The following is a 21,223-nucleotide window of genomic DNA, read 5'->3' as shown; positions in this document are numbered from 1 at the left end:
CTACCTGGAGATCGATGACGCGCTCCGCCCGCGCGCCGTCACGCACCGTCGCCGGCGAGCTGCCGCTGCTTACGCCAACGGATGCCCGCCTCGATGAAACCGTCCAACTCGCCGTCGAAGACCGCGCTCGGATTGCCGGTCTCCTGCTCAGTTCGGAGATCCTTCACCATCTGATAGGGGTGCAGGACGTACGAGCGCATCTGGTCACCCCACGAGCCCGCCGCGTTCTCCTTGAGCCCTTCGAGCTTGGCCTGCTCCTCCTGGCGCTTGCGCTCCAGCAGCCGAGCCTGGAGCACCCGCAGCGCGGAGGCCTTGTTCTGCAGCTGGGACTTCTCGTTCTGGCAGGTCACCACGATGCCGGTCGGGATGTGCGTCAGCCGCACCGCCGAGTCGGTGGTGTTGACGCTCTGCCCACCCGGGCCGGAGGAGCGGTAGACGTCGACGCGTACCTCGTTCTCCGGGATGTCGATGTGGTCGGTCTGCTCGGTGACCGGCAGGACCTCGACCCCCGCGAAGCTGGTCTGCCGACGCCCCTGGTTGTCGAACGGGCTGATCCGGACCAGCCGGTGCGTGCCCGACTCGACACTGAGCGTGCCGTACGCGTACGGCACCTTGACCGCGAAGGTGGCCGACTTCAGACCCGCCTCCTCGGCGTACGAGGTCTCGTAGACCTCGGTCGGGTAGCCGTGCCGCTCCGCCCAGCGCAGGTACATCCGCAGCAGCATCTCGGCGAAGTCCGCGGCGTCCACACCACCGGCGCCGGCCCGGATGGCGACGAGTGCCTCCCGGGAGTCGTACTCGCCGGAGAGCAGGGTGCGGACCTCCATCTCCTGGATGGCCTTGGTCAACCCGGTGATCTCCGACTCGACCTCGGTCAACACGCCCGGGTCGGACTCGGCCTCGGCCAGCTCCAGCAGCACCTGGGCGTCGTCGAGCTGGGAGCGCAGGCTGCCCAGCTTGCTGATCTCGCCGTTGACGTACGACAGCTGCGAGGTCACCTGCTGGGCCTTGGCCTGGTCGTCCCACAGGTCGGGGGCGGACGCCTCCTGCTCAAGGCGGGCCTTGTCCTCGTGGAGCCGGTCGAGGTTGAGGACGGCCTCGATGTTTCGCAGGGTCGCGTCGAGTTCCTTGAGCTGTTCGGCGTAATCGGCAGCGGTCACGACAGACAAGCGTACTGCGCGGGCGAGGGGTGAGCTTGCGAGCCCCGCGGAGCAGCGTCAAATCGGGGGTGCGCCCCCGGGCTCACGGCAGCCCGTTGCCGGTGCGCGAACCAGCCGATCGTCACCCGACGGGGGCGGACTTCAGCCACGAGAGGGCAGCCCGGTGGTAGGCGACCGCGAACTCCAGCGCGCTGGCGTCGTACGTCTCGCCGTCCCGTTTGGCGTTCTTCACCTGCTCCCGCACCTGGGCGAGGGCCTCGGTGTGGTATTCGTTGGCCGAGGCGTACAGGCTCTTCAGCTGGCTGGCGGAGTGCAGGTTGCCGAAGGCCATCCGCAGCGCTATCGGGTTGCGGATGGTGTCCCGCCCCGGGTTCTCCGCGAGCCAGCGGGAAAACGTCCGTTTTCCGCTGGCGGTCAGCGCGTACGGCTGGCTCATCCGCGGCCCCGGCTTGCCGAGCCGCACAAAACCCCGCTCAGCCAGCACCGGCAACTCGCGGTACACCTGACTGCGGGTCATCGACCAGTACGGCGCCAGACGGCGCTCAGCGGCGGCCATCAACTGACCGCCTGTCATCGGGCCCTCGTGGAGGAGGCCGAGCAGGGCCGCCGCCGTAGGGTTGACTCCGGAATCCGCCATGCCCACTACGCTGCCACTTTGCGCACGCGGCGTCCAGGATTTGCCGGTTTGCCACCCAACAGGACTTCCTAAGTGCACTGTCGGCGGCAGACTGTCCGTTGAGGACTATCGATGGATTGGCCGTTCCGGGCGTCCGCCGGCGGCGCTCACGCACGCCGCCGGCGGGTCGTCGCCGGTCAGCCCATGTGGGGGTACGTGTGGTCGGTCGGCGGCACGAAGGTCTCCTTGATCGTTCGCGGGGAGACCCAGCGGACCAGGTTCAGCCAGGAGCCGGCCTTGTCGTTGGTGCCGCTGGCGCGGGCGCCACCGAAGGGCTGCTGCCCGACCACCGCGCCGGTCGGCTTGTCGTTGATGTAGAAGTTGCCGGCCGCGTAGCGCATGCGCTCGCCGACCGACTCGACGACCCGCCGGTCGGTGGCGAACACCGAGCCGGTCAGCGCGTACGGGGCGATCGACTCGGCCTGCGCCACCACCTCGTCGAACCGGGCGTCGTCGAACACGTGCACGCCCAGGATCGGCCCGAAGTACTCGGTCGTGAAGGTCTCGTGGGCGGCGTCGCCGCACTCGAAGAGCGTCGGGCGCACGAAGTAGCCGACCGAGTCGTCGGCGGTGCCACCGGCCAGCACCCGGCAGCTGTCGTCACCGGCGATCAGTTCCAGCGCGGCGGTGTGCCGGGCGAACGCCTTGTCGTCGATCACGGCGCCGCCGAAGTTGCTGAAGTCGACCACGTCACCGTAGGTCAGCGAGTCGGCGGTGGCGGCCAGGCGGTCCCGCAGCCCACCCTCCCAGATCGAGCGCGGCACGTACGCCCGCGACGCCGCCGAGCACTTCTGGCCCTGGTACTCGTACGCGCCGCGGATCAGCGCGGTGTGCAGAGCGTCCACGTCGGCGCTGGTGTGCGCGACGACGAAGTCCTTACCGCCGGTCTCACCGACCAGGCGCGGGTAGCCCCGGTACCGGGCGATGTTGTCGCCCACGGTCCGCCACAACTGCTGGAAGACCTTCGTCGAGCCGGTGAAGTGGATGCCGGCCAGATCCGGGTCGGCGAGCACCACATCGGAGACCTCCTCGCCCCGGCCGGTGACCATGTTGATCACACCGGGCGGCAGGCCGGCCGCCTCGAACAGCCGCATGGTGAAGTGCGCGGCGAACTGCTGGGTCGGGCCCGGCTTCCAGACCACCGTGTTGCCCAGCAGGGCCGGCGCCGACGGCAGATTGCCGGCGATGGCGGTGAAGTTGAACGGGGTGACCGCGTAGACGAAGCCCTCCAGCGGGCGGTGGTCGAAGCGGTTCCAGACGCCGGGCGAGGACGCCGGCTGCTCCTCCATCAGGCGACGCGCGAAGTGCACGTTGAACCGCAGGAAGTCGATGAACTCGCAGGCCGCGTCGATCTCCGCCTGGATCGCGGTCTTCGACTGGCCGAGCATGGTGGCGGCGTTGAGGGTGTCGCGCCAGGGACCGGCGAGCAGCTCGGCGGCGCGCAGGAAGATCGCGGCGCGCTCCTCGAAGGGCAGCGCCCGCCACATCGGCGCGGCATCCTTTGCCGCCTGCACGGCGGCGCGGGCGTCATCGTGGGTGGCGTGCGCTGTCACACCCAACACGTGGGCGTGCTTGTGCGGCTGCACCACGTTGATCGGGTCGCCGCCGGCCATCCGCTGCTCACCGCCGATGGTCATCGGCAGGTCGATGCGCTCGGCGGCGAGCTCGGTCAGCCGCCGCTGGAGCCGGTCCCGGTCGGGGCTGCCCGGCTCGTAGTTGCGAACCGGCTCGTTGCGCGGCTCGGGTACGGAGAACACGGCATCCATCAGGGCTCCTGGCGATCTCGACAGCAGTGGCGAAACCGGACCCGCGGGCACCGACCGGACGGCCGGACACCGGACGCCACACGAGAGGCCGGGCAGCGGCGGGACCTCCCGTGATTCTCCCACGACGGGCCGCGCGACCCACCTCGGCCACCGCCCTGCGCCAAGGACCGCAGCACCCCTCCCCCCTTACCGACTGGTCTCGATCCATCCCGCTGTCCCGGGGCGACAGGCAGCCCAGCGGGCCCGCGTACCCTGAATGGTCGGTGACCTGCCGCCTCGAAGGGGAGACGATGACCAAGCAGCCCGGCCGCCCCCCGGCCGCCGAGTCGGACGAGCCGGCGGTCAACGCGGGCACTCGGCCGCTGCCCGCCCCCGGCGCCACTGTGCTCGCGCTGCTGGCGCTCGGCTGGCTGGCCGCCATGCTCTGGTCCACCCGGGAGGCCATCACCTCGGCGGCGGCCGGCGTCACCGCGATCAGCCTCTCCGCGTTCGCCCTACCCGGCGTGATCTCGGCCGCGCTGGTGGCCGGGGCCGCCGTCGCGCTGGCCGGTGGCAACCTGCTGGCCCGCCGGTACGGCGACTGGGCCACCCTGCGCTTCGCCGGCGCGATCGGCGGCGGAATGCTGGTCGGGCTCGCCGCCGCGGTGGCCATCAACCTCACCTACTTCGACACGTCCACCACCAACGTGATCGCCGGCACGACCGCGGCAGCGGCGATCATCGGGGGCGCGCTGGCCGCCGCGCGAACCGCCCCGGCGATCGGTGCCGTGGTCACCGCCGCGCTGGGCACCCTGATCTTCGTGGTCGCGTTCAGCCGCGCCCGCGACCCGCTGTTCGACCTCTTCGGCGCCGGCGACAGCCAGGAATCGTTGATCAGCGCGGCCAAGTGGGTGTCCCGCACCGAATCGCTCGTCGCCGGGCTCCTGGCCGGCCTCCTGGCCTTCGGCTACCTGACCTGGGCACGACGTCGAGCCGTCCGCCGCGATCCCGACGCCCCGGGGCTGCGCTGGCCCGCGTACCTGCTCGCCGGCGCCGGGCCGGGGCTCCTCCTGCTGCTCGCCGAGGTGATCATCCGGGTCGGCGGCCGGTCGTTGCTCGACCTCGCCAGCGCGCTCAGTGAGGCGGACGCGGTGGCGCAGACCTCACTCGGCACCTCCCGGGTGGACAACGGCATCTGGGTGCTGTTCGTGGGGGCGCTGACCGCGCTCATCGCGTTCGGCCGCACGCTCAGCCCCGCCCACAGCGACGACGACGAACCAGCCGACAGCCCGGCCCCGGTCCCGGACCAGGCCGACCCCGAGGACGACAAGCCGGGCTACGCCAAGGCGTACGACGCGGACCCGACCGAGACCTCCGACGACGCTCAGGCGGTCGACGCGGACCCGGCAAAGGCGGACCCGGCTCGCTGACCCGGCGTCGGGCCGGTGTCCGGCGGTCCCGGCCGGTGTCCGGCGCCAGGCGGTCCCGGCCGGTGCGCGGTGTTCGACGGTCCCGGCCGGTGTCCGGCGGTCCCGGCCGGCGTTCGACGTCAGGCGGTCCCGGCCGGTGCGCGGTGTTCGACGGTCCCGGCCGGTGTCGGCTCAGGTGGCGGCGCGGAGCAGTTGGTCCAGCTCCGTCACGTCGTACCACTCCAGCTCGTGATCCTCGGCGCCGTCGACGGTGAACTGGGCGTCGGGGTCACCAGCCGCCGCCTCGGCCACCACGTCGGCCGCCGCGCCGATCTCCTCGACCGCGTCCGCGCCGTCCACGTGGATGGCCGCCACCGCGCCCACCGGCACGGCACCGGTCAACGCCACAGTGCTGGAGCCCAACTCACCGTCGCCACGCCCGATCGCCCCCGACGGCAGGTCGACCGAGACGACGACGCGACGGCGGGGCGCGCTCGGGTCGGCCCGCAGCAGGTGCAGGGCGTCCTGCGCAGCCCGGGTGAACGCGACGTACTCCAACTCCTCCTCGTCGCCCTCCGCGTACCACTCGCGAAGCGCCGGGGTCACGGCGTGCGCCTGGTCGGCGGCGAGCCCCTCCTCACGCAGCCGAGCCAGCATCGGTACGGTCGCCGGCACGTACACCCGGACAAGCTCGTCGGTCACCGGTCGTCTCCCCGCGTCGTCCTCCACCGGCGGCCGCCGGCACGGGCGCAGATCATGCCGCACGCCGTGACCGTCATACACCTCGCCTCCGGCCGGAGGAAGCTCCCGCCCGGTGTGTCTCGCGCTGCCGGTCGGCCGCCGAACCGGGCCGGTGCTGGGCGGTCAGCGCTGTCGGTGGCAAACTGAGCCAAACGACATCAACACCGGGAGTGCCTGTGGAGCCGAGGTTCCTGCTGCTCTCCGACGTGGCTGCCGAGCTCAACGTGTCGGATTCGCAGGTCTACCACATGGTGCGCAGCGGCGAACTGCCGGCGATCAAGATCGGCGGGCGCGGCCAGTGGCGCGTCGAGCGGACCCGCCTGGAAGAGTACATAACGCGCAAATACGATGAAACCGCAGATTGGGTGCAGAGCAATCCGCTGATCGACCGGGACCCCGAGTAGCGGCCCAGCCCATCCGGTCGGCCTGACCGCCCGCCTGACCGCCCGCCTGGCTGCTCACCCACGTCCCGACCAGCCTGCCTGCCGCTCGCGCCGCGCTGGCCGAGCCGCCTGCCTGCCGCTCACGCCACGGCCGTGCCTGCGCGCCGCCCACGTCACGACCAGCCCGCCAGCCGCTGGCGCCCCGCTGACCGAGTCACCTGCCTGCCGCTCACGCCACGGCCGTGCCTGCCTGCCGCCCACGTCACGACCAGCCCGCCAGCCGCTCGCACCACGCTGGCCGAGTCACCTGCCTGCTGCTCGCGTCACGACCAGCCCGCCAGCCGCTCGCGCCGCGCCGGCCGAGTCACCTGCAGCCCACGTCACGATCGACCCCTCAGCCAGCCCTTCGCCTGACGGCCGTGGGCGGTCCGGGCGTCCGACCTGGCTTGACCCACTCTGGTTTACGGAAGTCGGGGCATCGAGGCCGCCGCGGTACCGCGGTATCAAGAAACGCGAGTGGATCAAGGGCCTTTGTTGGTCGTGGGTACCGGGAAGCCATTGACCGAGACAGTTGTCTCACTCAGAATCGAGCTTGTCGGAGGCAAACGAAGGCAAACGCAAGATCAAAGGGGGCCATGATGAGCGGAGCACGACCCGGTCCTTCCCGACCACCCGTGCGACTGCGCCCCGTCCCGCCCTTCGACCCGCCGTACGTCGACGAGACCGACGGGGCGTACTGGCCAGCACCGACCGACGGTCAGCTCGCCCTCGACCTGTTCGCCTCCACCAGACCCCTCCCCCTCCGGCCGCCGGAACGCCGAACACCGCTGCGCCCGGTGCCCAACCGACCCGCCACCCATCCCGTCGCGTCGTTACCGCCGACGGCCGCTCCGGAGACCACCCGAGCGGCGCACCGCTTCGTCGGCACGTGCGTGGAGGTGGTCAACGGCTACCGCTCGCCGAACCAGGTGCGAGCGCTGCTCGACCCGGCCCGAGCAGCCGACCTGCTGACCGAACTCGCCCGCGCGTCCGGCCGGGCCGGGACAACCCGCCGTCGCACCGGCCGACCACTGGTTCGGCTGCTACGCCTGCGAGTTTGCGAGCCCAGGGAGACCGCTGTGGAGGCGGCAGCCGTCCTCACCGGCGCCAGCGGCCGAAGTTGGGCGTTGGCAGTGCGCCTGGAGCACCGTCGTGGCCGCTGGCTCTGCACCGCCCTACACGTGCTCTGACCACACTCCCGGCCCCAATCGGTCACCTGGCCGCGCCCAGGACGGCTCCAACCCGAGCCCTGCCGGGCTAGGACGAGCCGACCAAGCCAGGCAGGGCCGGGGCCAAGCCAGGCAGGGCCGGCCCGGCAGGACTAGGCCGGGCCGGGCCGAACAGGGCCGGGCCAGGGCTGGACCAGGGCCAGGGCCGGACGGGGCCAGGGCAGGGTTAAGCCAGGGCAGGACCGAGCCAGGGCAGGACCGAGCCAGGCCAGGGCCAGACCGGGTGATCCACTCCGGTTTCAGGAAATCGGGTTGTCCGGCTGTGGGTGATGGCCCGATTTTCATGAAGGCGAGGTGATCACGGTGTGCGGGTGCGTGTCACCCGAGGAGGGCCGCCCAGGCAGGTGGTTGTAGGGCCGGCGGGGCTGGCAGACACCGACGGGCCCCGGCCTGGTCGGCCGGGACCCGTCGGTCAGGGACTGTCGCTGCGGACGCTGTCGGTCAGTTGCCGCCGTTGGGGGCGCCGTGGCAGCGCTTGTACTTGCGGCCCGAGCCACACGGGCACGGCGCGTTGCGGGACGGGCCGTTGCTCGCCTCGGCCTGGTTGGGTGCCGTCCGACGGGCGGCAGCCGACGGAACAGCCGGGCCACGCAGCCCGGATGCCGGCCGCTGCGGAGCGGACGGCGCGCTCTGCCCCGGTGCCGCCGGGGCACCCGGAGCCGGTCGGCCAACGCCGAGCGCCGGAGCCTGCTGCTCGGCCTGCTCCACGGCGACCGCACCGGGGCTGGCCTCGCCGTCGATGGTGGGCGCGGAGTATTGCAGGCCCTGCCGCCGCGGTGCCTGGTTGAGGCCCTTGGCCCGGATCTCGACGGGCTTGTCGAGCAGCGTGACCTCGTCGGCTCCCGCCTCCGGCTCGGGTTCGGTGACCTGGACCTCGATGTTGTAGAGGAAACCGACGGTCTCCTCCTTGATGCCCTCCATCATCGTGGCGAACATGTCGAAGCCCTCGCGCTGGTATTCCACCACCGGGTCGCGCTGGGCGTACGCGCGGAGGTTGATGCCCTCCTGGAGGTAGTCCATCTCGTAGAGGTGCTCGCGCCACTTGCGGTCGATGACCTGGAGCAGCACCATCCGCTCGAGTTGGCGGACGCCCTCGGTGCCGAGCTGCTCCTCCCGCCGGTCGTACGCGGCGTTGGCGTCCTCCTTGAGGCGGGCGACCAGGAAGTCGGCGTCCATGCCGGCCCGAGAGCCGCCGGTTTCCTCCTCCAACTCCTCGATCGTCACGCTGACCGGGTAGAGCTGCTTGAGGCTGGACCAGAGCTGCTCAAGATCCCAGTCTTCGCCGTAGCCCTCGGAGGTGGCACCCCGCACGTACGCCTCGACGGTGTCGTCGATCATGTTGCGGACCTGGTCGGAGAGGTCTTCACCGTTGAGCACCCGGAGCCGCTCGGCGTAGACGACCTGGCGCTGCTTGTTGAGCACCTCGTCGTACTTGAGGACGTTCTTGCGGATCTCGGCGTTCTGGCCCTCGATCTGGGCCTGGGCGCTCTTGATCTGCCGGGTGACCATCTTCGACTCGATGGGCACGTCCTCCGGGATGTTGAAGCGCTCCATCACCGCCTCGACGGCCCCGGCCCGGAAGCGCCGCATCAGCTCGTCCTGCAGCGACAGGTAGAAACGGGACTCGCCCGGGTCGCCCTGCCGGCCGGCGCGACCGCGCAGCTGGTTGTCGATCCGCCGGGACTCGTGCCGTTCGGTGCCCAGCACGTAGAGGCCACCGGCGGCGGCGACCTCCTCCGCCTCGGCGTCGCAGGCCTGCTTCCACTTGGGAAGGACCTCCTCCATCGCCTTGGCGTACTCTTCCTCGTTCTCCAGCGGGTCGAGGCCGCGCTGGCGCAGCTCGTTCGCGGCGAGGAACTCGGCGTTGCCGCCGAGCAGGATGTCGGTGCCGCGACCGGCCATGTTGGTTGCCACGGTGACAGCGCCCTTACGCCCTGCCTGGGCGACGATCTCGGCCTCCCGCGCGTGGAACTTGGCGTTCAGCACGTTGTGCGGGATGCCCCGGCGGCGCAGGAGCTGCGAGAGGATCTCGGAGTTTTCCACCGAGACGGTGCCGACGAGCACCGGCTGGCCCATCTGGTGCCGCTCGGCGATGTCCTCGATGACGGCGTTGAACTTGGCCTTTTCCGTCTTGTAGATGACGTCCGGCCGGTCTTCGCGAACCATCGGGCGGTGGGTCGGGATCGTCACGACGCCGACCTTGTAGACCTTGTTGAACTCGCTCGCCTCGGTCTGGGCCGTACCGGTCATTCCGGACAGCTTCTCGTAGAGGCGGAAGTAGTTCTGGAGGGTGATGGTGGCCAGGGTCTGGTTCTCCTGCTTGATCTCCACCCCCTCCTTGGCCTCGATCGCCTGGTGCATGCCCTCGTTGTAGCGACGGCCGTGCAGGATGCGACCGGTGAACTCGTCGACGATCAGGACCTCACCGTCGCTGACGATGTAGTCCTTGTCGCGCTTGTAGAGCTCCTTGGCCTTGATGGCGTTGTTGAGGTAGCCGACCAGCGGGGTGTTCACCGACTCGTACAGGTTGTCGATGCCGAGCCGGTCCTCGACCTTGGCGACGCCCCGCTCGGTCACCGCGATGGTGCGCTTGGAGTGGTCGACCTCGTAGTCGCCCTCGCCGTCGGTGCCGGGCTGGAGCCGGGCCACCACGCCGGCGAACTCGCCGTACCAGCGGGCGGAGTGCTCGGCCGGGCCGGAGATGATCAGCGGGGTGCGAGCCTCGTCGATCAGGATCGAGTCGACCTCGTCGACCACCGCGAAGTTGTGCCCGCGCTGCACCAGCTCGTCCTTCGACCACGCCATGTTGTCGCGCAGGTAGTCGAAGCCGAACTCGTTGTTGGTGCCGTAGGTGATGTCGCACTCGTAGGCGGCCTTGTGCTCGCTGGCCGGCCGGTTGGGCAGCACCACGCCGACGGTCAGCCCGAGGAACTCGTGCACCCGGCCCATCCACGCCGCGTCACGCTGGGCGAGGTAGTCGTTGACCGTGATGACGTGGACGCCCTTGCCGGAGAGCGCGTTGAGGTAGACGGCCATGACCGAGGTCAGCGTCTTACCCTCACCGGTCTTCATCTCGGCGATGTTGCCGAAGTGCAGCGCCGCGCCGCCCATCACCTGGACGTCGTACGGGCGCTGGCCCAGCACCCTGGCGGCTGCCTCGCGGGCCACCGCGAACGCCTCCGGCAGCAGATCATCGAGGGTCTCACCCTCCTCGAGCCGCTCTCGGAACTGCTCGGTCATGCCGGCCAGTTCCTCATCGGTGAGGTTGATGTAGTCGTCCTCGATCGAGCTGACGGCATTGGCGATCGCCTTGAGGCGGCGCACCATGCGGCCCTCGCCCGCGTTAAGGACCTTTTCCAGAATCGACACGGATCAACGCTCCCCTAGACAGTCTCGAACCATCGTAGGCGCTCCATCGGCGCGATGGTCACTGGTGGCGGTGCTCGACCCCGCGGAACCCGACATAACTCGCGTCCTGCGCTCGCCCCAAACGTTATCCGGTTACGCCGTCGGCGAACGCTACGGCAGGATGCACGAGTGGAGCCCGTGGAGATCATCGAGGACGGCGTGCTGCTGCGACCCTGGCGGGAGGCGGATGCCGAGGCCGTCCACCGAGCCTGCCAGGACCCCGACATTCAGCGCTGGACCACCGTACCGCGCCCATACCGACCGGAACACGCGCACGGATTTGTCACCGAGATGAGCCGGAAGTCCTGGGCCGAGGGCACCGGGGCACCGTTCGCGGTCTGCGACCCGGGCACCGGTGAGCTGCTGGGCGCCAACGGCCTGATCTCCATCGACAAGGACGGTACCGGTGAGGTCGGCTACTGGACGGCACCGTGGGCGCGTGGTCGGGGCGTGATGGTCCGGGCCACCCGGGCGGTGGCCCGCTGGTCCTTCGACACCGTCGGCCTGCGTCGGCTCATCTGGCAGGCCGAGGTGGGCAACCACGCCTCCCGGCTGGTGGCCCTCCGAGCCGGTTTCCGGGTCGACGGCCGGTTGCGGATGGCCAACCCGGCGCTAAAGGGCGTGGCGGACGGCTGGATCGGTTCGCTGCTGCCTGGCGAGGTGCCCGCCGCCGGGTCGCCCGGGCCGGCCCAGCCGGGCACCCTCGCCGCCCGCCGGGCCGCCGTCTTCGGCCGCCCGCAGCCCGTTCTGTTCGCCACCACCGGGGCGGGCGAGCTGCGGCTGCGGCCCATGGAGGAGCGGGACCTGGACGCCGTGGTGCGGACCTGCCGGGACCCGGAGTCGATCCGCTGGACCACGGTGCCGGACCCGTACGACCACGCCGACGCGCTGTGGTACCAGGAGCACTGCCAGGCGCTGTGGGCCCGGGGCGACGCCGCCTGCTTCGTGATCGCCGACCAGGACGACAGCTACGCGGGCACCATCGACCTGCGGCTCTCCCCGACCGACCCGCTGCTGGCCGACGTGGGGTTCATGACCGCGCCCGACGCCCGTGGTCGCGGCTACATGACGGCCGCGCTGCTCGCGCTGAGTGCCTGGGGTTTCACCGCGCTGGGTCTGGCCCGGATCGAGTGGAAGGCGAACGTCGGCAACGACGCCTCCCGTCGGGTGGCGGAGAAGGCCGGCTTCTCGTTCGAGGGGACCGCCCGAGGTGCCGTACCGCACCGGGGCGAACGGGCCGACGTCTGGGTCGCCGCGCTGCTCGCCGAGGATCTGGCGTGACCGAGCAGGAGGTCATCGAGGCGTACGGGGTGCGGCTGCGGCCGTTTCACACCGGGGACACCGCCGACGTGGTCGACGGCTGCGCCGACCCGGTCAGCCAGCGGTTCGTGTCGAACCTGCCAGCCCCGTACACCGATGTCGACGCCCGCTGGTGGATCGAGTGGGGCGCTCCGGCGGCCTGGACCGGCGGCGGCGCCGCGTACGCCATCGCCGACCCGGCCACCGACCGGCTGCTCGGCGCGGTGGGGTTGAACAACCCGGTGTCCGCCCGGGGTCAGGCCGAGATCGGCTACTGGGTGCGGCCGGCGGCGCGCGGACGCGGGGTCGCCACCGCCGCGACCCGCGCGCTGAGCGACCACGCGTTCGCCGCCGGCACCGCCCGCCTGGAACTGCTCACCGAGTCGGAGAACGCGTCGAGTCAGCGGGTCGCGCTGGCCGCCGGCTACCGCTACGAGGGCTCGCGCCGGTCGGCCGGATCCGGCCGGAACGGGGACCGCCACGACCTGCTGGCCTGGGTACGCCTCGCCGACGACCCGCCAGGCCCGACCGCCCGCCTGCTGCCCGACCTGCCCGGCGGGCTGCTCACCGACGGTGTCGTGACAGTGCGCCGGCTCGCGCCGGACGACGCGGAGCTGATGCACCGGCTGCACAGCCGACCGGAGGTCGTCGCCAACCAGGCCCCGCCGGTGCCGCCGACGCCCGAGGCGACGCAACGGCGCTGCCTGCTGGCGGAGAGCGCCTGGCTCACCGGTGTCATCGCCCGGCTGATGATCGTCGACGTGGCCAGCGGCGCGCCGGCGGGCAGTTGCGGGATGTCGATCACGGACGCGGCCAGCGGTGAGGGCTCGGTCGGCTACGCGCTGCTTCCCGAGTGGCGGGGCCGGGGGTACGCGACCCGTGCGGTCCGGCTGCTCGCCGCGTGGGCGTTCGGTTCGGCGGGTGTCACCCGGCTGGTCGCCGGCACAGTGCCGGGAAACGTCGCCTCGCACCGGGTGCTGGAGCGGGTCGGCTTCCAGCGGGAGGGGCTCCAGCGTGGCCGGCTGCCCGGCCTGGACGGCACCCGCCTGGACGATCTGACGTTCGCGCTGCTCCCCACCGACCTGCGCTGAGAACGGCGGCAGGGAGTTGTGGCGGGACGTCCCGCCACAACTCCCCGGTCGAACGAGAGGGGTGGGTCAGGTGGCGAGGGAGATGATCCCGTAGTCGTAGGCGTGCCGCCGGTAGACGACGCTGGGACGGCCGGACTCCTTGTCCTGGAAAAGGTAGAAGTCGTGGCCGACCAGTTCCATCTCGAACAGCGCGTCGTCGATGGTCATCGGCTCCGCCGGGTGCACCTTCTCCCGGGCGATGTGCCACGGCTGCTGGTCGTCGTACTCCTCCTCGACCCGCTCCGCGACGGCCGTGCCGGCGCGGGCGCCGTCGCTCGGCGCGGTGGAGACCAGGTCGGCGACCGGCAGGCCCGCGGTGGCCTCGGCGACGGAGATCGGCGCGTGCCGGCCCCGGTGTACGCGGCGGCGGTCGGCTGCGCGGCGTAGCCGGGTGTCGAGCTTCGCGATGGCGGCGTCGAGCGCGCTGTAGAAGTCGTTCGTGCAGGCCTCGGCCCGAATCACCGGACCCCGGGAAACGCAGGTGATCTCCACCCGCTGGCAGTGGTCGGCTTGGCGCGGATTGCGCTCGTGAAACAGCTCGACATCGACGCGAATAAGTTTGTGGTCGTAGCGTTCGATCTTCGCGAGTTTCTCGGCTACGTGTACCCGGTAATGATCGGGAACTTCGACGTTACGGCCCTTGACCACGATGTCCACGTGACCTCCCTTGTTCGGACGGTCTTCGATCCGGTTACCCGGCCGCGCGCCGTGGGGAGACCCGCTGGCGTCGACCGGTTGTACGGCTACGCCTCCTCTCACCGCCGAGGGCGGTTGGAACGACCTCCTACCCCCGACAGCGAAACGCTAACTCCTGTTTGCCCGGCAGTCACCCCATGTTGCCGAGACGGCCCAGAATTTTTCGCAGCTCATACACCAACGGGTGAAACGGAAACACGATGGGTTACGACTGGTGTCTTTTCTCGGTCGCCGCGAGCACCGCGGCGACTGTTGGCGCCCATCCCGTCGCGCTCAGCACTCCGCTCGCGGCGGCGAGGGTCACCCCGGTGGTGACGATGTCGTCGAGCAGCACCACGACCGGTGCCGGGCCCGCGGCACCACCCGGCAACGGTCCGGCCGAGCGAGGCTGGAAGGCCGCCTCAGCCGCCGCCGCCCGCCCGGCGCTGTCCAGGGTGACCGAGTCGGGCCGGGGCAGCGCCCGCAGCGGACGGTGCACCCGCGCCGCCCAACCGCCCCGGTTGAGCCGGGCCGCGCAGTGCCGGGCCAACCGGTCGAGGTGGTCTCCGTAACGGGACCGGGCCGCCGCCGCGGTGTCCGGGACCGGAACCAACGCCAACGGACGAGGCTCGCCGACGGCCGCCGCGACGACCTCGGCGAGCAGCGCGCCGAGTGGGCGGGCCAGGCCGTGTCGGCCGTGTTCCTTGTACGCCAGCAGAGCCTCACGCAGCGGACCCGCGTACGAGCCGAGTGCGACGCAGGACGGCAGACCCGGCGGGGCGGGGGTGGGGCGCACCGCCCGTGGCCGCAACTGGCTCAGCGCGGTGACGCAGGCGGGGCAGACCCCGTGCCGCAGGCCGGGGCGGCGCTCGCGACAACCGGCGCAGTCGGCGGGTAGCACCAGGTCGGCGAGGTCCGCCCAGAGCCCGCCCACCGGGTCAGTAGAGGAAGAACGGGGCCGACGGGTTGCTCTGCCGCACGCCGGCCGGCACCTGGGCGATGCCGCGTACCCGGCTGGGCTCGATGCGTTCGAACGGGCTACTGCGGTAGGCCACCCCGTTCACCTCGTACATGTAGGCACCGCTGGGCGCCCGCACGCCGCGGTTGCTCGGGTACGCCGTCAGGTGGTTGACCTTGGCACCGAGGTCGGTCCGCAACGGCGTCTCCAGGGCGCCGTCGACGCTGATCTCGTAGAGCGCCGGCTGGCCGACGGACCCGGCCACCACCAGTTGGTCCTCCCTGCCCCAGTCGACCGCCGTCGGGTTGGTCAGCGAGGTGACCAGCTCTCGGGGCGGGCCGATGGAGACCCCGCCGCCGTCGAGGTTGACAGCGGCGACGTAGAGGCGGCCGCCGGCGATCAGCGCCACCCGCTGGCCGTCCAACGCGGCGGCCACCGCCGTGACCTCGCCGGAGGGCAGGTTGAGCGGCATCTGATACATCCGCGCCGTCTCGTCGAACCGGTAGAGCTGCCCGTCGGCCACGACCAGGCCGCGGCCGGGTCGGGAGTCGACCATCCGCAGCCAGACCGGCCGGCTGATCGAGGAGTACTCGGTGCTGCTGCGGCTGAGCACGGAGACCGGCTCGACGCCCGTGCCCACGGCGAGCCGGTAGCGGTTCTTGCTGCCGGTGACCACCATCGCGGCGAGGATCCGCCGGTCCTTGGCGAACCCGAGGCTGGCCGAGACGACGTTGCGGTTGACCTCGGGCGCCAGCGGCACGGTGCCGCTGGGCTCGCCTTCGAAGTCGAGCGGGTGGATCGCACCGTCGTACACCCCGAAGCGCAGCGGGCTGGCGGCGTGCGGGTAGAGCGCATGGGAGTTTCGGCGCTCGCCCAGGATCACCACCGGTTGCGCGTTGTTGCGGATCTTCAGCTCCAGTTGGCCCGGCAGGTCACCCAACGACCAGGCGATCTGGGTGATCAACTGGTCGATGCCGTTCTGGTCGTCGCTGGGCATGTCCAGGTTGACCTCCCACCGACCGTTCCCACCGGTGGCGTTGTTGATCAGCTCGGTGCGGTCCGGCAGCCCGACGACTCCCGGGCGCAGCCAGTCGGAGGGACCGCCGACCAGCCACTTCACCACCTCGTTGACCCGCCGCTCGACCGGCACCGCCTGCGGTCGGTAGCGCTGGTCAGGCACCAGACGGGTGCGGTCGGAGCTCCAGAAGTAGATCGTCTCGTCCTGGTAATACTGTCGGAGCGCGGTGTCGCTGAGCAGCAGCACGTTGGGCGGGTTGATGATGTACAGGCCGGCGCGGTCATCGTCGACGCCGCCGTCGAACGACGCGCTGCGCAGGCCGAACTCGTACTCCGTCTCGGTCGCCACCGGCGGAGCCAGGGTGCCGTTGGCCCGCAGCACACCGATCTGCTGCACCGTGATCTTCACGGTCGTGGTCAAGTCCCTGTTGGGGGTGTAGACCGCCTCGCGCAGCCGCACCACGTTCAGCGCGACCTCGCTGCCCTTCTTGTCCTGTAGGCGGATCTTGTCCTCCGGGGCGACGAACGCCTTGACCCGCTCGTACGCCCGATCCGGCTCGCCTGCGGCGGCGGACAGGAAGTTGCGGACGAACACCTCTTGGAGGGTGCCGCTGGCGGTCCGCGTCGGTGGCTCACTGCCCCGGCTGATCACACCGGCCTCGGTCGCGGCACCGCCCTTGCCGTCCACCCGCACGTCGGAGGCCGCCGGAATGCCGCAGCCGGCGCCCAGCAGCACCATCACGCCGAAGGTCCCGAGCAGGGTCGGCCGTCTCACGAGTGCACCTCCGTCCGCTGCCCGTCGCCGGCCGGAGCCGGACCGATCGCCAGTGCCCCGCCGGTGCCGGGACCGATGGCAAGTTGGCCGCCGTCACGGGAGCCACCATCGCGAGGGTTGCCGTCGCGGGGGCCGCCGAACGGCAGCGTCGCGTCGGCCGGCACCAGCCGCAGCGGCGAGGTGGTCAGCCGGTCGCCGGCACGGGCCGGCAGGGTGAGCCGGAACTGCGCGCCCTGCCCGGGAGCGCCCCACGCCTCCAGCCAGCCGCCGTGCAGCCGGGCGTCCTCCAGGCTGATCGACAGGCCGAGGCCGGTGCCCCCGGTCTGCCGGGCCCGGGACGGGTCCGCCCGCCAGAACCGGTTGAACACCAACTTCTCCTCGCCCACCTTCAGCCCCACACCGTGGTCCCGGACGGTGATCGCCACGGCGGTCTCGTCGATGCCGAGGGTGATCAGCACCGGCCGGGCCTCACCGTGCTCGACAGCGTTACCGACCAGGTTGCGCAGCACCCGCTCGACCCGGCGCGGGTCAACCTCGGCGATCACCGGCGTGCCCGGCAGGTCGAGTTCGATCGGTACGCCCACCCGCTCGGCCAGCCCGGCCAGCCGGTCGACCACCCGGTGCACCACCGGCACCAGGTCGGTCGGCTCGGAATCCAGCATGGCGAAGCCCGCGTCGAACCGACTGATCTCCAAGAGGTCGGTGAGCAGTTCCTCGAATCGGTCCAGCTCGGCCTGGAGCAGTTCGGCGCTGCGGGCGACCGCCGGGTCGAACTCGTCGCGCTCGGCGAAGATCAGGTCAGCGGCCATCCGGACCGTGGTCAGCGGGGTCCGCAGCTCGTGGGAGACGTCGGAGGTGAAGCGGCGCTGCAACCGGGACATCTCTTCCAGGCGCAGGATCTGCCGTTGCAGGTTGGTGGCCATCTGGTTGAAGGACGCGGCGAGCAGGGCGAGGTCGTCCTCGCCGTTGACCACCATCCGCTGGTCGAGCAGGCCCGCGGAGAGTCGCTGGGCGGTGCGGGCGGCGACCCGGACCGGGTTGACCACCAGCCGGGTGACCAGCGCCGCGAGCAGGCCGAGCAGGATCACCAGGGCGACGCCGGTGGCCACCACTGTGGCTCGGGCGTCGGCGGCGGTGACGTCCTGCCGGCCCAGCGGGACCAGATAGTAGAGCTCGATCTGGCCGAAGCGGGTCGGCACCGGTGAGCCGTAGACCAGGTATTTGGTGGTCTCGTCGGTGAGTCGCCCGGTGCGGATCTGGCTGGCCACCTTGCCGTCGGCGATCGCGGCGCGCAGCTCGGGGCTGATCAGCGGCTGGACGTTCGCCGACGGGGAGGTGCGGGTCTGGATGTCGTTGGGGTAGTCGTCGGCGGTGATCGCCACCACCACCCCGCTGGTCTGCTGGGGGTCGCCGCCGGCCAGGTAGTTGACGGTGCCGTCGATGGTCTCCTGAAGCTGCGCCTCCTGCGGCTGCCCGTAGAAGGAGACCTGCTTGGCCGCGTAGCTGGCACCACTGGTCACCCGCTGCCGCACGTCGCTGCGCGCGCTGTCGAGCAGGATGGTGGTGATCTTGTCAGCGATGAGGAACGCGAAGCCGCCGACCAGCAGGCTGGACGCGACGAGCGTGATGGTCACCACCCGGACCTGGAGCGAGCGGCGCCAGGTCTGGTGCGCCCGACCCAGCACGCCCGCGACCCGGACACTCACCGCACGCCAGAGCTCCCCGGCGGCGCTGGGCCGGCGGGGCGCCGTACTCGGGGAGGGTGGCGGCGGCGAGGTTGACACAGTGCGACCAGGCTATCCGGTCCCCGCCTTGTAGCCCACGCCCCGCACGGTGAGGATGATTTCCGGCCGCTCCGGGTCCGGCTCGATCTTGGCCCGCAGCCGCTGGACGTGCACGTTGACCAGACGGGTGTCGGCCGCGTGCCGGTAGCCCCAGACCTGCTCGAGCAGCACCTCACGGGTGAAGACCTGACGAGGCTTGCGGGCGAGTGCGACAAGCAGGTCGAACTCCAGCGGAGTCAGCTTCACCTCCTCGTCGTTGCGGCTCACGGTGTGCGCCGGCACGTCGATGGTGATCTGGTTGTCGGGCGGCCCGATGGTGAGCATCTCGGGGGCCACGTCCTCGCCTCGGCGCAGACGGGCCCGCATCCGGGCCACCAACTCCTTGGGCTTGAACGGCTTGACCACGTAGTCGTCGGCACCGGACTCCAGGCCGAGTACGACGTCCACGGTGTCGCTCTTGGCGGTCAGCATGACGATGGGCACGCCGGACTCCGCGCGGATCGACCGGGCGACGTCTATACCGCTCATGCCGGGAAGCATCAGGTCAAGCAGCACGATATCGGGACGACTGTCGCGAAAAGCGGCCAACGCCCGCTCGCCGTCGGCCACGAACGAGGGTAGGAAACCCTCACTACGCAGCACAATTCCGAGCATCTCGGCGAGCGCGGGGTCATCGTCGACCACCAGTACGCGGGCTCTCATGGGATTAATATTGCATCCTCATTCAGTTCGGTGGGACCGGCGTCTGCCGGTACGCGCTTCGCGCCGCCGGCAAATCGGGTGACCGCGGTCCGCGGCGGCGGCGCCACGTGCTGCGGTGCCCGGCGCACGGATGGCCGTGGTCAGGCTGCCACCATGATCCCCCGGGAGCGCCGCCCGGCGCCACCGCAGGCCGGGCCGACCCGACTGTCGCCATCCGGACGACGGGCCAACCGAACAGCCCACACCCCCGGCGCTCCTCGCCGACGCGTACCCACCCCCGGCTGTGGAAGGATCCCCGCCGTGAGGGGATTCCTGCCGTGGTTGGCGGTGCTGGCCGTGGTGCTGCTGCTCAGCGCGCTACGCCTACGCGCGCTGGCCACCATCGTGTCGGTCGGCTGGCTGGTCTGGTGCGTCTGGACGTGGTTCCGGCCCACCCGGCGCGGCCCCCGTTCAGGCTGACCGCCGAAGCCGGCGACGGAAAGGCTGACCCGCCGAGAGCCGACGGCAGAGACGCTGACCCGCCGAGACCGGCGGCGGAGACGCCGAACCGGGCCGGCTGCGAACAGCCGACCCGGTCCGAACGTGTCGATCAGTAGCGGTAGTGGTCCGGCTTGAACGGACCCTCCTGGGAGACGCCGAGGTAGTCGGCCTGCTCCTTGGTCAGCGTGCTCAGCTTGGCGCCGAGCGCGCCGAGGTGCAGCCGGGCCACCTTCTCGTCCAGGTGCTTGGGCAGCACGTAGACGCCGATCGGGTACTCCTCGGTCTTGGTGAAGAGCTCGATCTGGGCGATCGTCTGGTTGGCGAACGAGTTCGACATGACGAAGCTCGGGTGCCCGGTCGCGTTGCCCAGGTTCAGCAGGCGACCCTCGGAGAGCACGATGATGGCGTGCCCGTCGGCGAAGCGCCACAGGTCGACCTGCGGCTTGATGTTGATCCGCTCGACGTCGGAACGCTTGGCCAGCCCGGCCATGTCGATCTCGTTGTCGAAGTGGCCGATGTTGCCGACGATGGCCTGGTGCTTCATCCGGGCCATGTGCTCGTTGGTGATGACGTCGAAGCAGCCGGTGGCGGTGATGAAGATGTCGGCCTGCTCGACCACGTCGTCCAGCGTGGCGACCTGGTAGCCGTCCATCGCCGCCTGCAACGCGCAGATCGGGTCCACCTCGGTCACCACGACCCGGGCGCCCTGGCCGCGCAGCGACTCGGCGCAGCCCTTGCCCACGTCGCCGTAGCCCATGACGACCGCCATCTTGCCGCCGATCAGCACGTCGGTGGCCCGGTTGATGCCGTCGATGAGCGAGTGCCGGCAGCCGTACTTGTTGTCGAACTTGCTCTTGGTCACCGAGTCGTTGACGTTGATGGCCGGAAAGAGCAGGGTGCCCGCCCGGTGCATCTCGTAGAGCCGGTGCACGCCGGTGGTGGTCTCCTCGGTCACGCCCTTGATGCCGGTGGAGATCCGGGTCCAGCGCTGGTTGTCCTCGCCGAGCGAGCGGTGCAGCAGTTCGAGGATGACCGCGTACTCCTCGGAGTCGGCGGACTCGACCGGCGGGACCGCCCCGGCCCGCTCGAACTCGGCGCCCTTGTGCACCAGCAGGGTGGCGTCGCCGCCGTCGTCGAGGATCATGTTGGGACCCTGCCCGTCCGGCCAGTCGAGCACCTGCTCGGTGCACCACCAGTATTCCGGCAGGGTCTCGCCCTTCCAGGCGTACACCGGGACCCCGGCGGGCGCCTCGGGGGTGCCGTTCGGGCCGACGACGATCGCCGCGGCGGCGTGGTCCTGGGTGGAGAAGATGTTGCAGGACGCCCAGCGCACCTGCGCGCCGAGCGCGACCAGCGTCTCGATCAGCACGGCGGTCTGGATGGTCATGTGCAGCGAGCCGGTGATCCGCGCGCCGGCGAGCGGCTGCGCGTCGGCGAATTCCCGACGGATCGCCATCAGGCCGGGCATCTCGTGCTCGGCGAGTTGGATCTCTTTACGCCCGAACTCGGCGAGCGACAGATCCGCCACCTTGAAGTCGCCGTCCGCGAGCGTGCTCGGCCGGGCCTCGGACGGCGTGCCGCTGGCGGACGCCGGGAGGGTGCTGGTCATGAAA

Annotated in this window: 17 protein-coding genes; 6 read left to right on the top strand and 11 right to left on the bottom strand. The window is 71.0% G+C overall.

From position 1 onward, the window contains the following. Positions 1-38 precede the first annotated feature (38 nt). From prfB to pruA, 3 genes are all read right to left on the bottom strand, one after another. Complete coding sequence (gene prfB / locus ACX27O_RS06060) at positions 39-1,160, bottom strand: peptide chain release factor 2 (RefSeq protein ID WP_279517056.1); 1,122 nt, start codon at positions 1,158-1,160, stop codon at positions 39-41. 121 nt (positions 1,161-1,281) lie between these two features. Further along, a complete protein-coding gene (locus ACX27O_RS06055; protein ID WP_030331495.1) occupies positions 1,282-1,797 on the bottom strand; it encodes a PadR family transcriptional regulator in 516 nt (171 codons plus the stop codon). 176 nt (positions 1,798-1,973) lie between these two features. Then, positions 1,974-3,602, bottom strand: coding sequence for an L-glutamate gamma-semialdehyde dehydrogenase (gene pruA, locus ACX27O_RS06050; RefSeq protein ID WP_400447062.1), 1,629 nt, complete (start codon positions 3,600-3,602; stop codon positions 1,974-1,976). A gap of 290 nt (positions 3,603-3,892) precedes the next feature. Here pruA and ACX27O_RS06045 point away from each other — a divergent pair, with 290 nt between their 5' ends. Then, a complete protein-coding gene (locus ACX27O_RS06045; RefSeq protein ID WP_247680360.1) occupies positions 3,893-5,011 on the top strand; it encodes a hypothetical protein in 1,119 nt (372 codons plus the stop codon). A 171-nt stretch (positions 5,012-5,182) separates the two neighbouring features. Here the strand turns inward: ACX27O_RS06045 and ACX27O_RS06040 are convergent, their stop codons facing one another. Then, positions 5,183-5,692, bottom strand: coding sequence for a DUF6912 family protein (locus ACX27O_RS06040; RefSeq protein WP_030331501.1), 510 nt, complete (start codon positions 5,690-5,692; stop codon positions 5,183-5,185). Between the two features lie 215 nt (positions 5,693-5,907). On the opposite strand from ACX27O_RS06040, the gene ACX27O_RS06035 reads away from it, so the two are divergent. Both ACX27O_RS06035 and ACX27O_RS06030 read left to right on the top strand, forming a co-directional pair. Further along, positions 5,908-6,135 carry a helix-turn-helix domain-containing protein gene (locus ACX27O_RS06035; protein ID WP_030331503.1) on the top strand — a complete coding sequence of 76 codons (228 nt, stop codon included), beginning with the start codon at positions 5,908-5,910 and terminating at the stop codon, positions 6,133-6,135. A 614-nt stretch (positions 6,136-6,749) separates the two neighbouring features. Beyond that, positions 6,750-7,343 carry an Rv3235 family protein gene (locus tag ACX27O_RS06030; protein ID WP_458939032.1) on the top strand — a complete coding sequence of 198 codons (594 nt, stop codon included), beginning with the start codon at positions 6,750-6,752 and terminating at the stop codon, positions 7,341-7,343. A 480-nt stretch (positions 7,344-7,823) separates the two neighbouring features. Here the strand turns inward: ACX27O_RS06030 and secA are convergent, their stop codons facing one another. Further along, positions 7,824-10,751, bottom strand: coding sequence for a preprotein translocase subunit SecA (gene secA, locus ACX27O_RS06025; protein ID WP_030331506.1), 2,928 nt, complete (start codon positions 10,749-10,751; stop codon positions 7,824-7,826). A gap of 168 nt (positions 10,752-10,919) precedes the next feature. Between secA and ACX27O_RS06020 the strand changes: the two genes are divergently transcribed. Together ACX27O_RS06020 and ACX27O_RS06015 are read left to right on the top strand one after the other, a co-directional pair. Continuing rightward, positions 10,920-12,071 (top strand): GNAT family N-acetyltransferase, encoded by a 1,152-nt coding sequence (locus ACX27O_RS06020; protein WP_358131386.1) that lies wholly within the window; start codon positions 10,920-10,922, stop codon positions 12,069-12,071. Next, positions 12,068-13,180 (top strand): GNAT family N-acetyltransferase, encoded by a 1,113-nt coding sequence (locus ACX27O_RS06015; RefSeq protein WP_458939031.1) that lies wholly within the window; start codon positions 12,068-12,070, stop codon positions 13,178-13,180. The genes ACX27O_RS06020 and ACX27O_RS06015 overlap by 4 nt, the downstream gene beginning before the upstream one ends. Before the next feature lie 66 nt (positions 13,181-13,246). Here the strand turns inward: ACX27O_RS06015 and hpf are convergent, their stop codons facing one another. From hpf to mtrA, 5 genes are all read right to left on the bottom strand, one after another. Then, positions 13,247-13,876: a ribosome hibernation-promoting factor, HPF/YfiA family gene (gene hpf, locus ACX27O_RS06010; protein WP_030331512.1), complete on the bottom strand. Its 630-nt coding sequence runs from the start codon at positions 13,874-13,876 to the stop codon at positions 13,247-13,249. 244 nt (positions 13,877-14,120) lie between these two features. Beyond that, complete coding sequence (locus ACX27O_RS06005; protein WP_458939030.1) at positions 14,121-14,828, bottom strand: ComF family protein; 708 nt, start codon at positions 14,826-14,828, stop codon at positions 14,121-14,123. A 4-nt stretch (positions 14,829-14,832) separates the two neighbouring features. Next, positions 14,833-16,608, bottom strand: coding sequence for an LpqB family beta-propeller domain-containing protein (locus tag ACX27O_RS06000; RefSeq protein ID WP_357638381.1), 1,776 nt, complete (start codon positions 16,606-16,608; stop codon positions 14,833-14,835). 32 nt (positions 16,609-16,640) lie between these two features. After that, the gene (gene mtrB / locus ACX27O_RS05995; protein ID WP_051708407.1) at positions 16,641-18,428 is read right to left on the bottom strand and encodes an MtrAB system histidine kinase MtrB; all 1,788 of its coding nucleotides are present in this window, start codon (positions 18,426-18,428) and stop codon (positions 16,641-16,643) included. 12 nt (positions 18,429-18,440) lie between these two features. Continuing rightward, positions 18,441-19,130 (bottom strand): MtrAB system response regulator MtrA, encoded by a 690-nt coding sequence (mtrA, locus tag ACX27O_RS05990; protein ID WP_030331519.1) that lies wholly within the window; start codon positions 19,128-19,130, stop codon positions 18,441-18,443. Between the two features lie 300 nt (positions 19,131-19,430). On the opposite strand from mtrA, the gene ACX27O_RS05985 reads away from it, so the two are divergent. After that, positions 19,431-19,589 carry a hypothetical protein gene (locus tag ACX27O_RS05985; protein ID WP_210860778.1) on the top strand — a complete coding sequence of 53 codons (159 nt, stop codon included), beginning with the start codon at positions 19,431-19,433 and terminating at the stop codon, positions 19,587-19,589. 130 nt (positions 19,590-19,719) lie between these two features. On the opposite strand, the gene ahcY is transcribed toward ACX27O_RS05985, so the two are convergent. After that, complete coding sequence (gene ahcY, locus ACX27O_RS05980) at positions 19,720-21,219, bottom strand: adenosylhomocysteinase (RefSeq protein WP_210860776.1); 1,500 nt, start codon at positions 21,217-21,219, stop codon at positions 19,720-19,722. Positions 21,220-21,223 lie beyond the last annotated feature (4 nt).

This window comes from Micromonospora sp. SD19, from assembly GCF_054462275.1.
The sequence above is the reverse complement of the archived record's forward strand: the minus strand, read 5'-3'. Positions and strand labels throughout refer to the sequence as shown.

What these genes read in the sequence shown, in the direction of transcription:
- ACX27O_RS06045 (WP_247680360.1), top strand. Translation starts at nt 3,893, where the DNA reads ATGACCAAGCAGCCCGGCCGCCCCCCGGCCGCCGAGTCGGACGAGCCG.
- ACX27O_RS06030 (WP_458939032.1), top strand. Translation starts at nt 6,750, where the DNA reads ATGATGAGCGGAGCACGACCCGGTCCTTCCCGACCACCCGTGCGACTG.
- mtrA (WP_030331519.1), bottom strand. Translation starts at nt 19,130, where the DNA reads ATGAGAGCCCGCGTACTGGTGGTCGACGATGACCCCGCGCTCGCCGAG.
- ahcY (WP_210860776.1), bottom strand. Translation starts at nt 21,219, where the DNA reads ATGACCAGCACCCTCCCGGCGTCCGCCAGCGGCACGCCGTCCGAGGCC.
- ACX27O_RS06000 (WP_357638381.1), bottom strand. Translation starts at nt 16,608, where the DNA reads ATGGTGCTGCTGGGCGCCGGCTGCGGCATTCCGGCGGCCTCCGACGTG.
- ACX27O_RS06055 (WP_030331495.1), bottom strand. Translation starts at nt 1,797, where the DNA reads ATGGCGGATTCCGGAGTCAACCCTACGGCGGCGGCCCTGCTCGGCCTC.
- pruA (WP_400447062.1), bottom strand. Translation starts at nt 3,602, where the DNA reads ATGGATGCCGTGTTCTCCGTACCCGAGCCGCGCAACGAGCCGGTTCGC.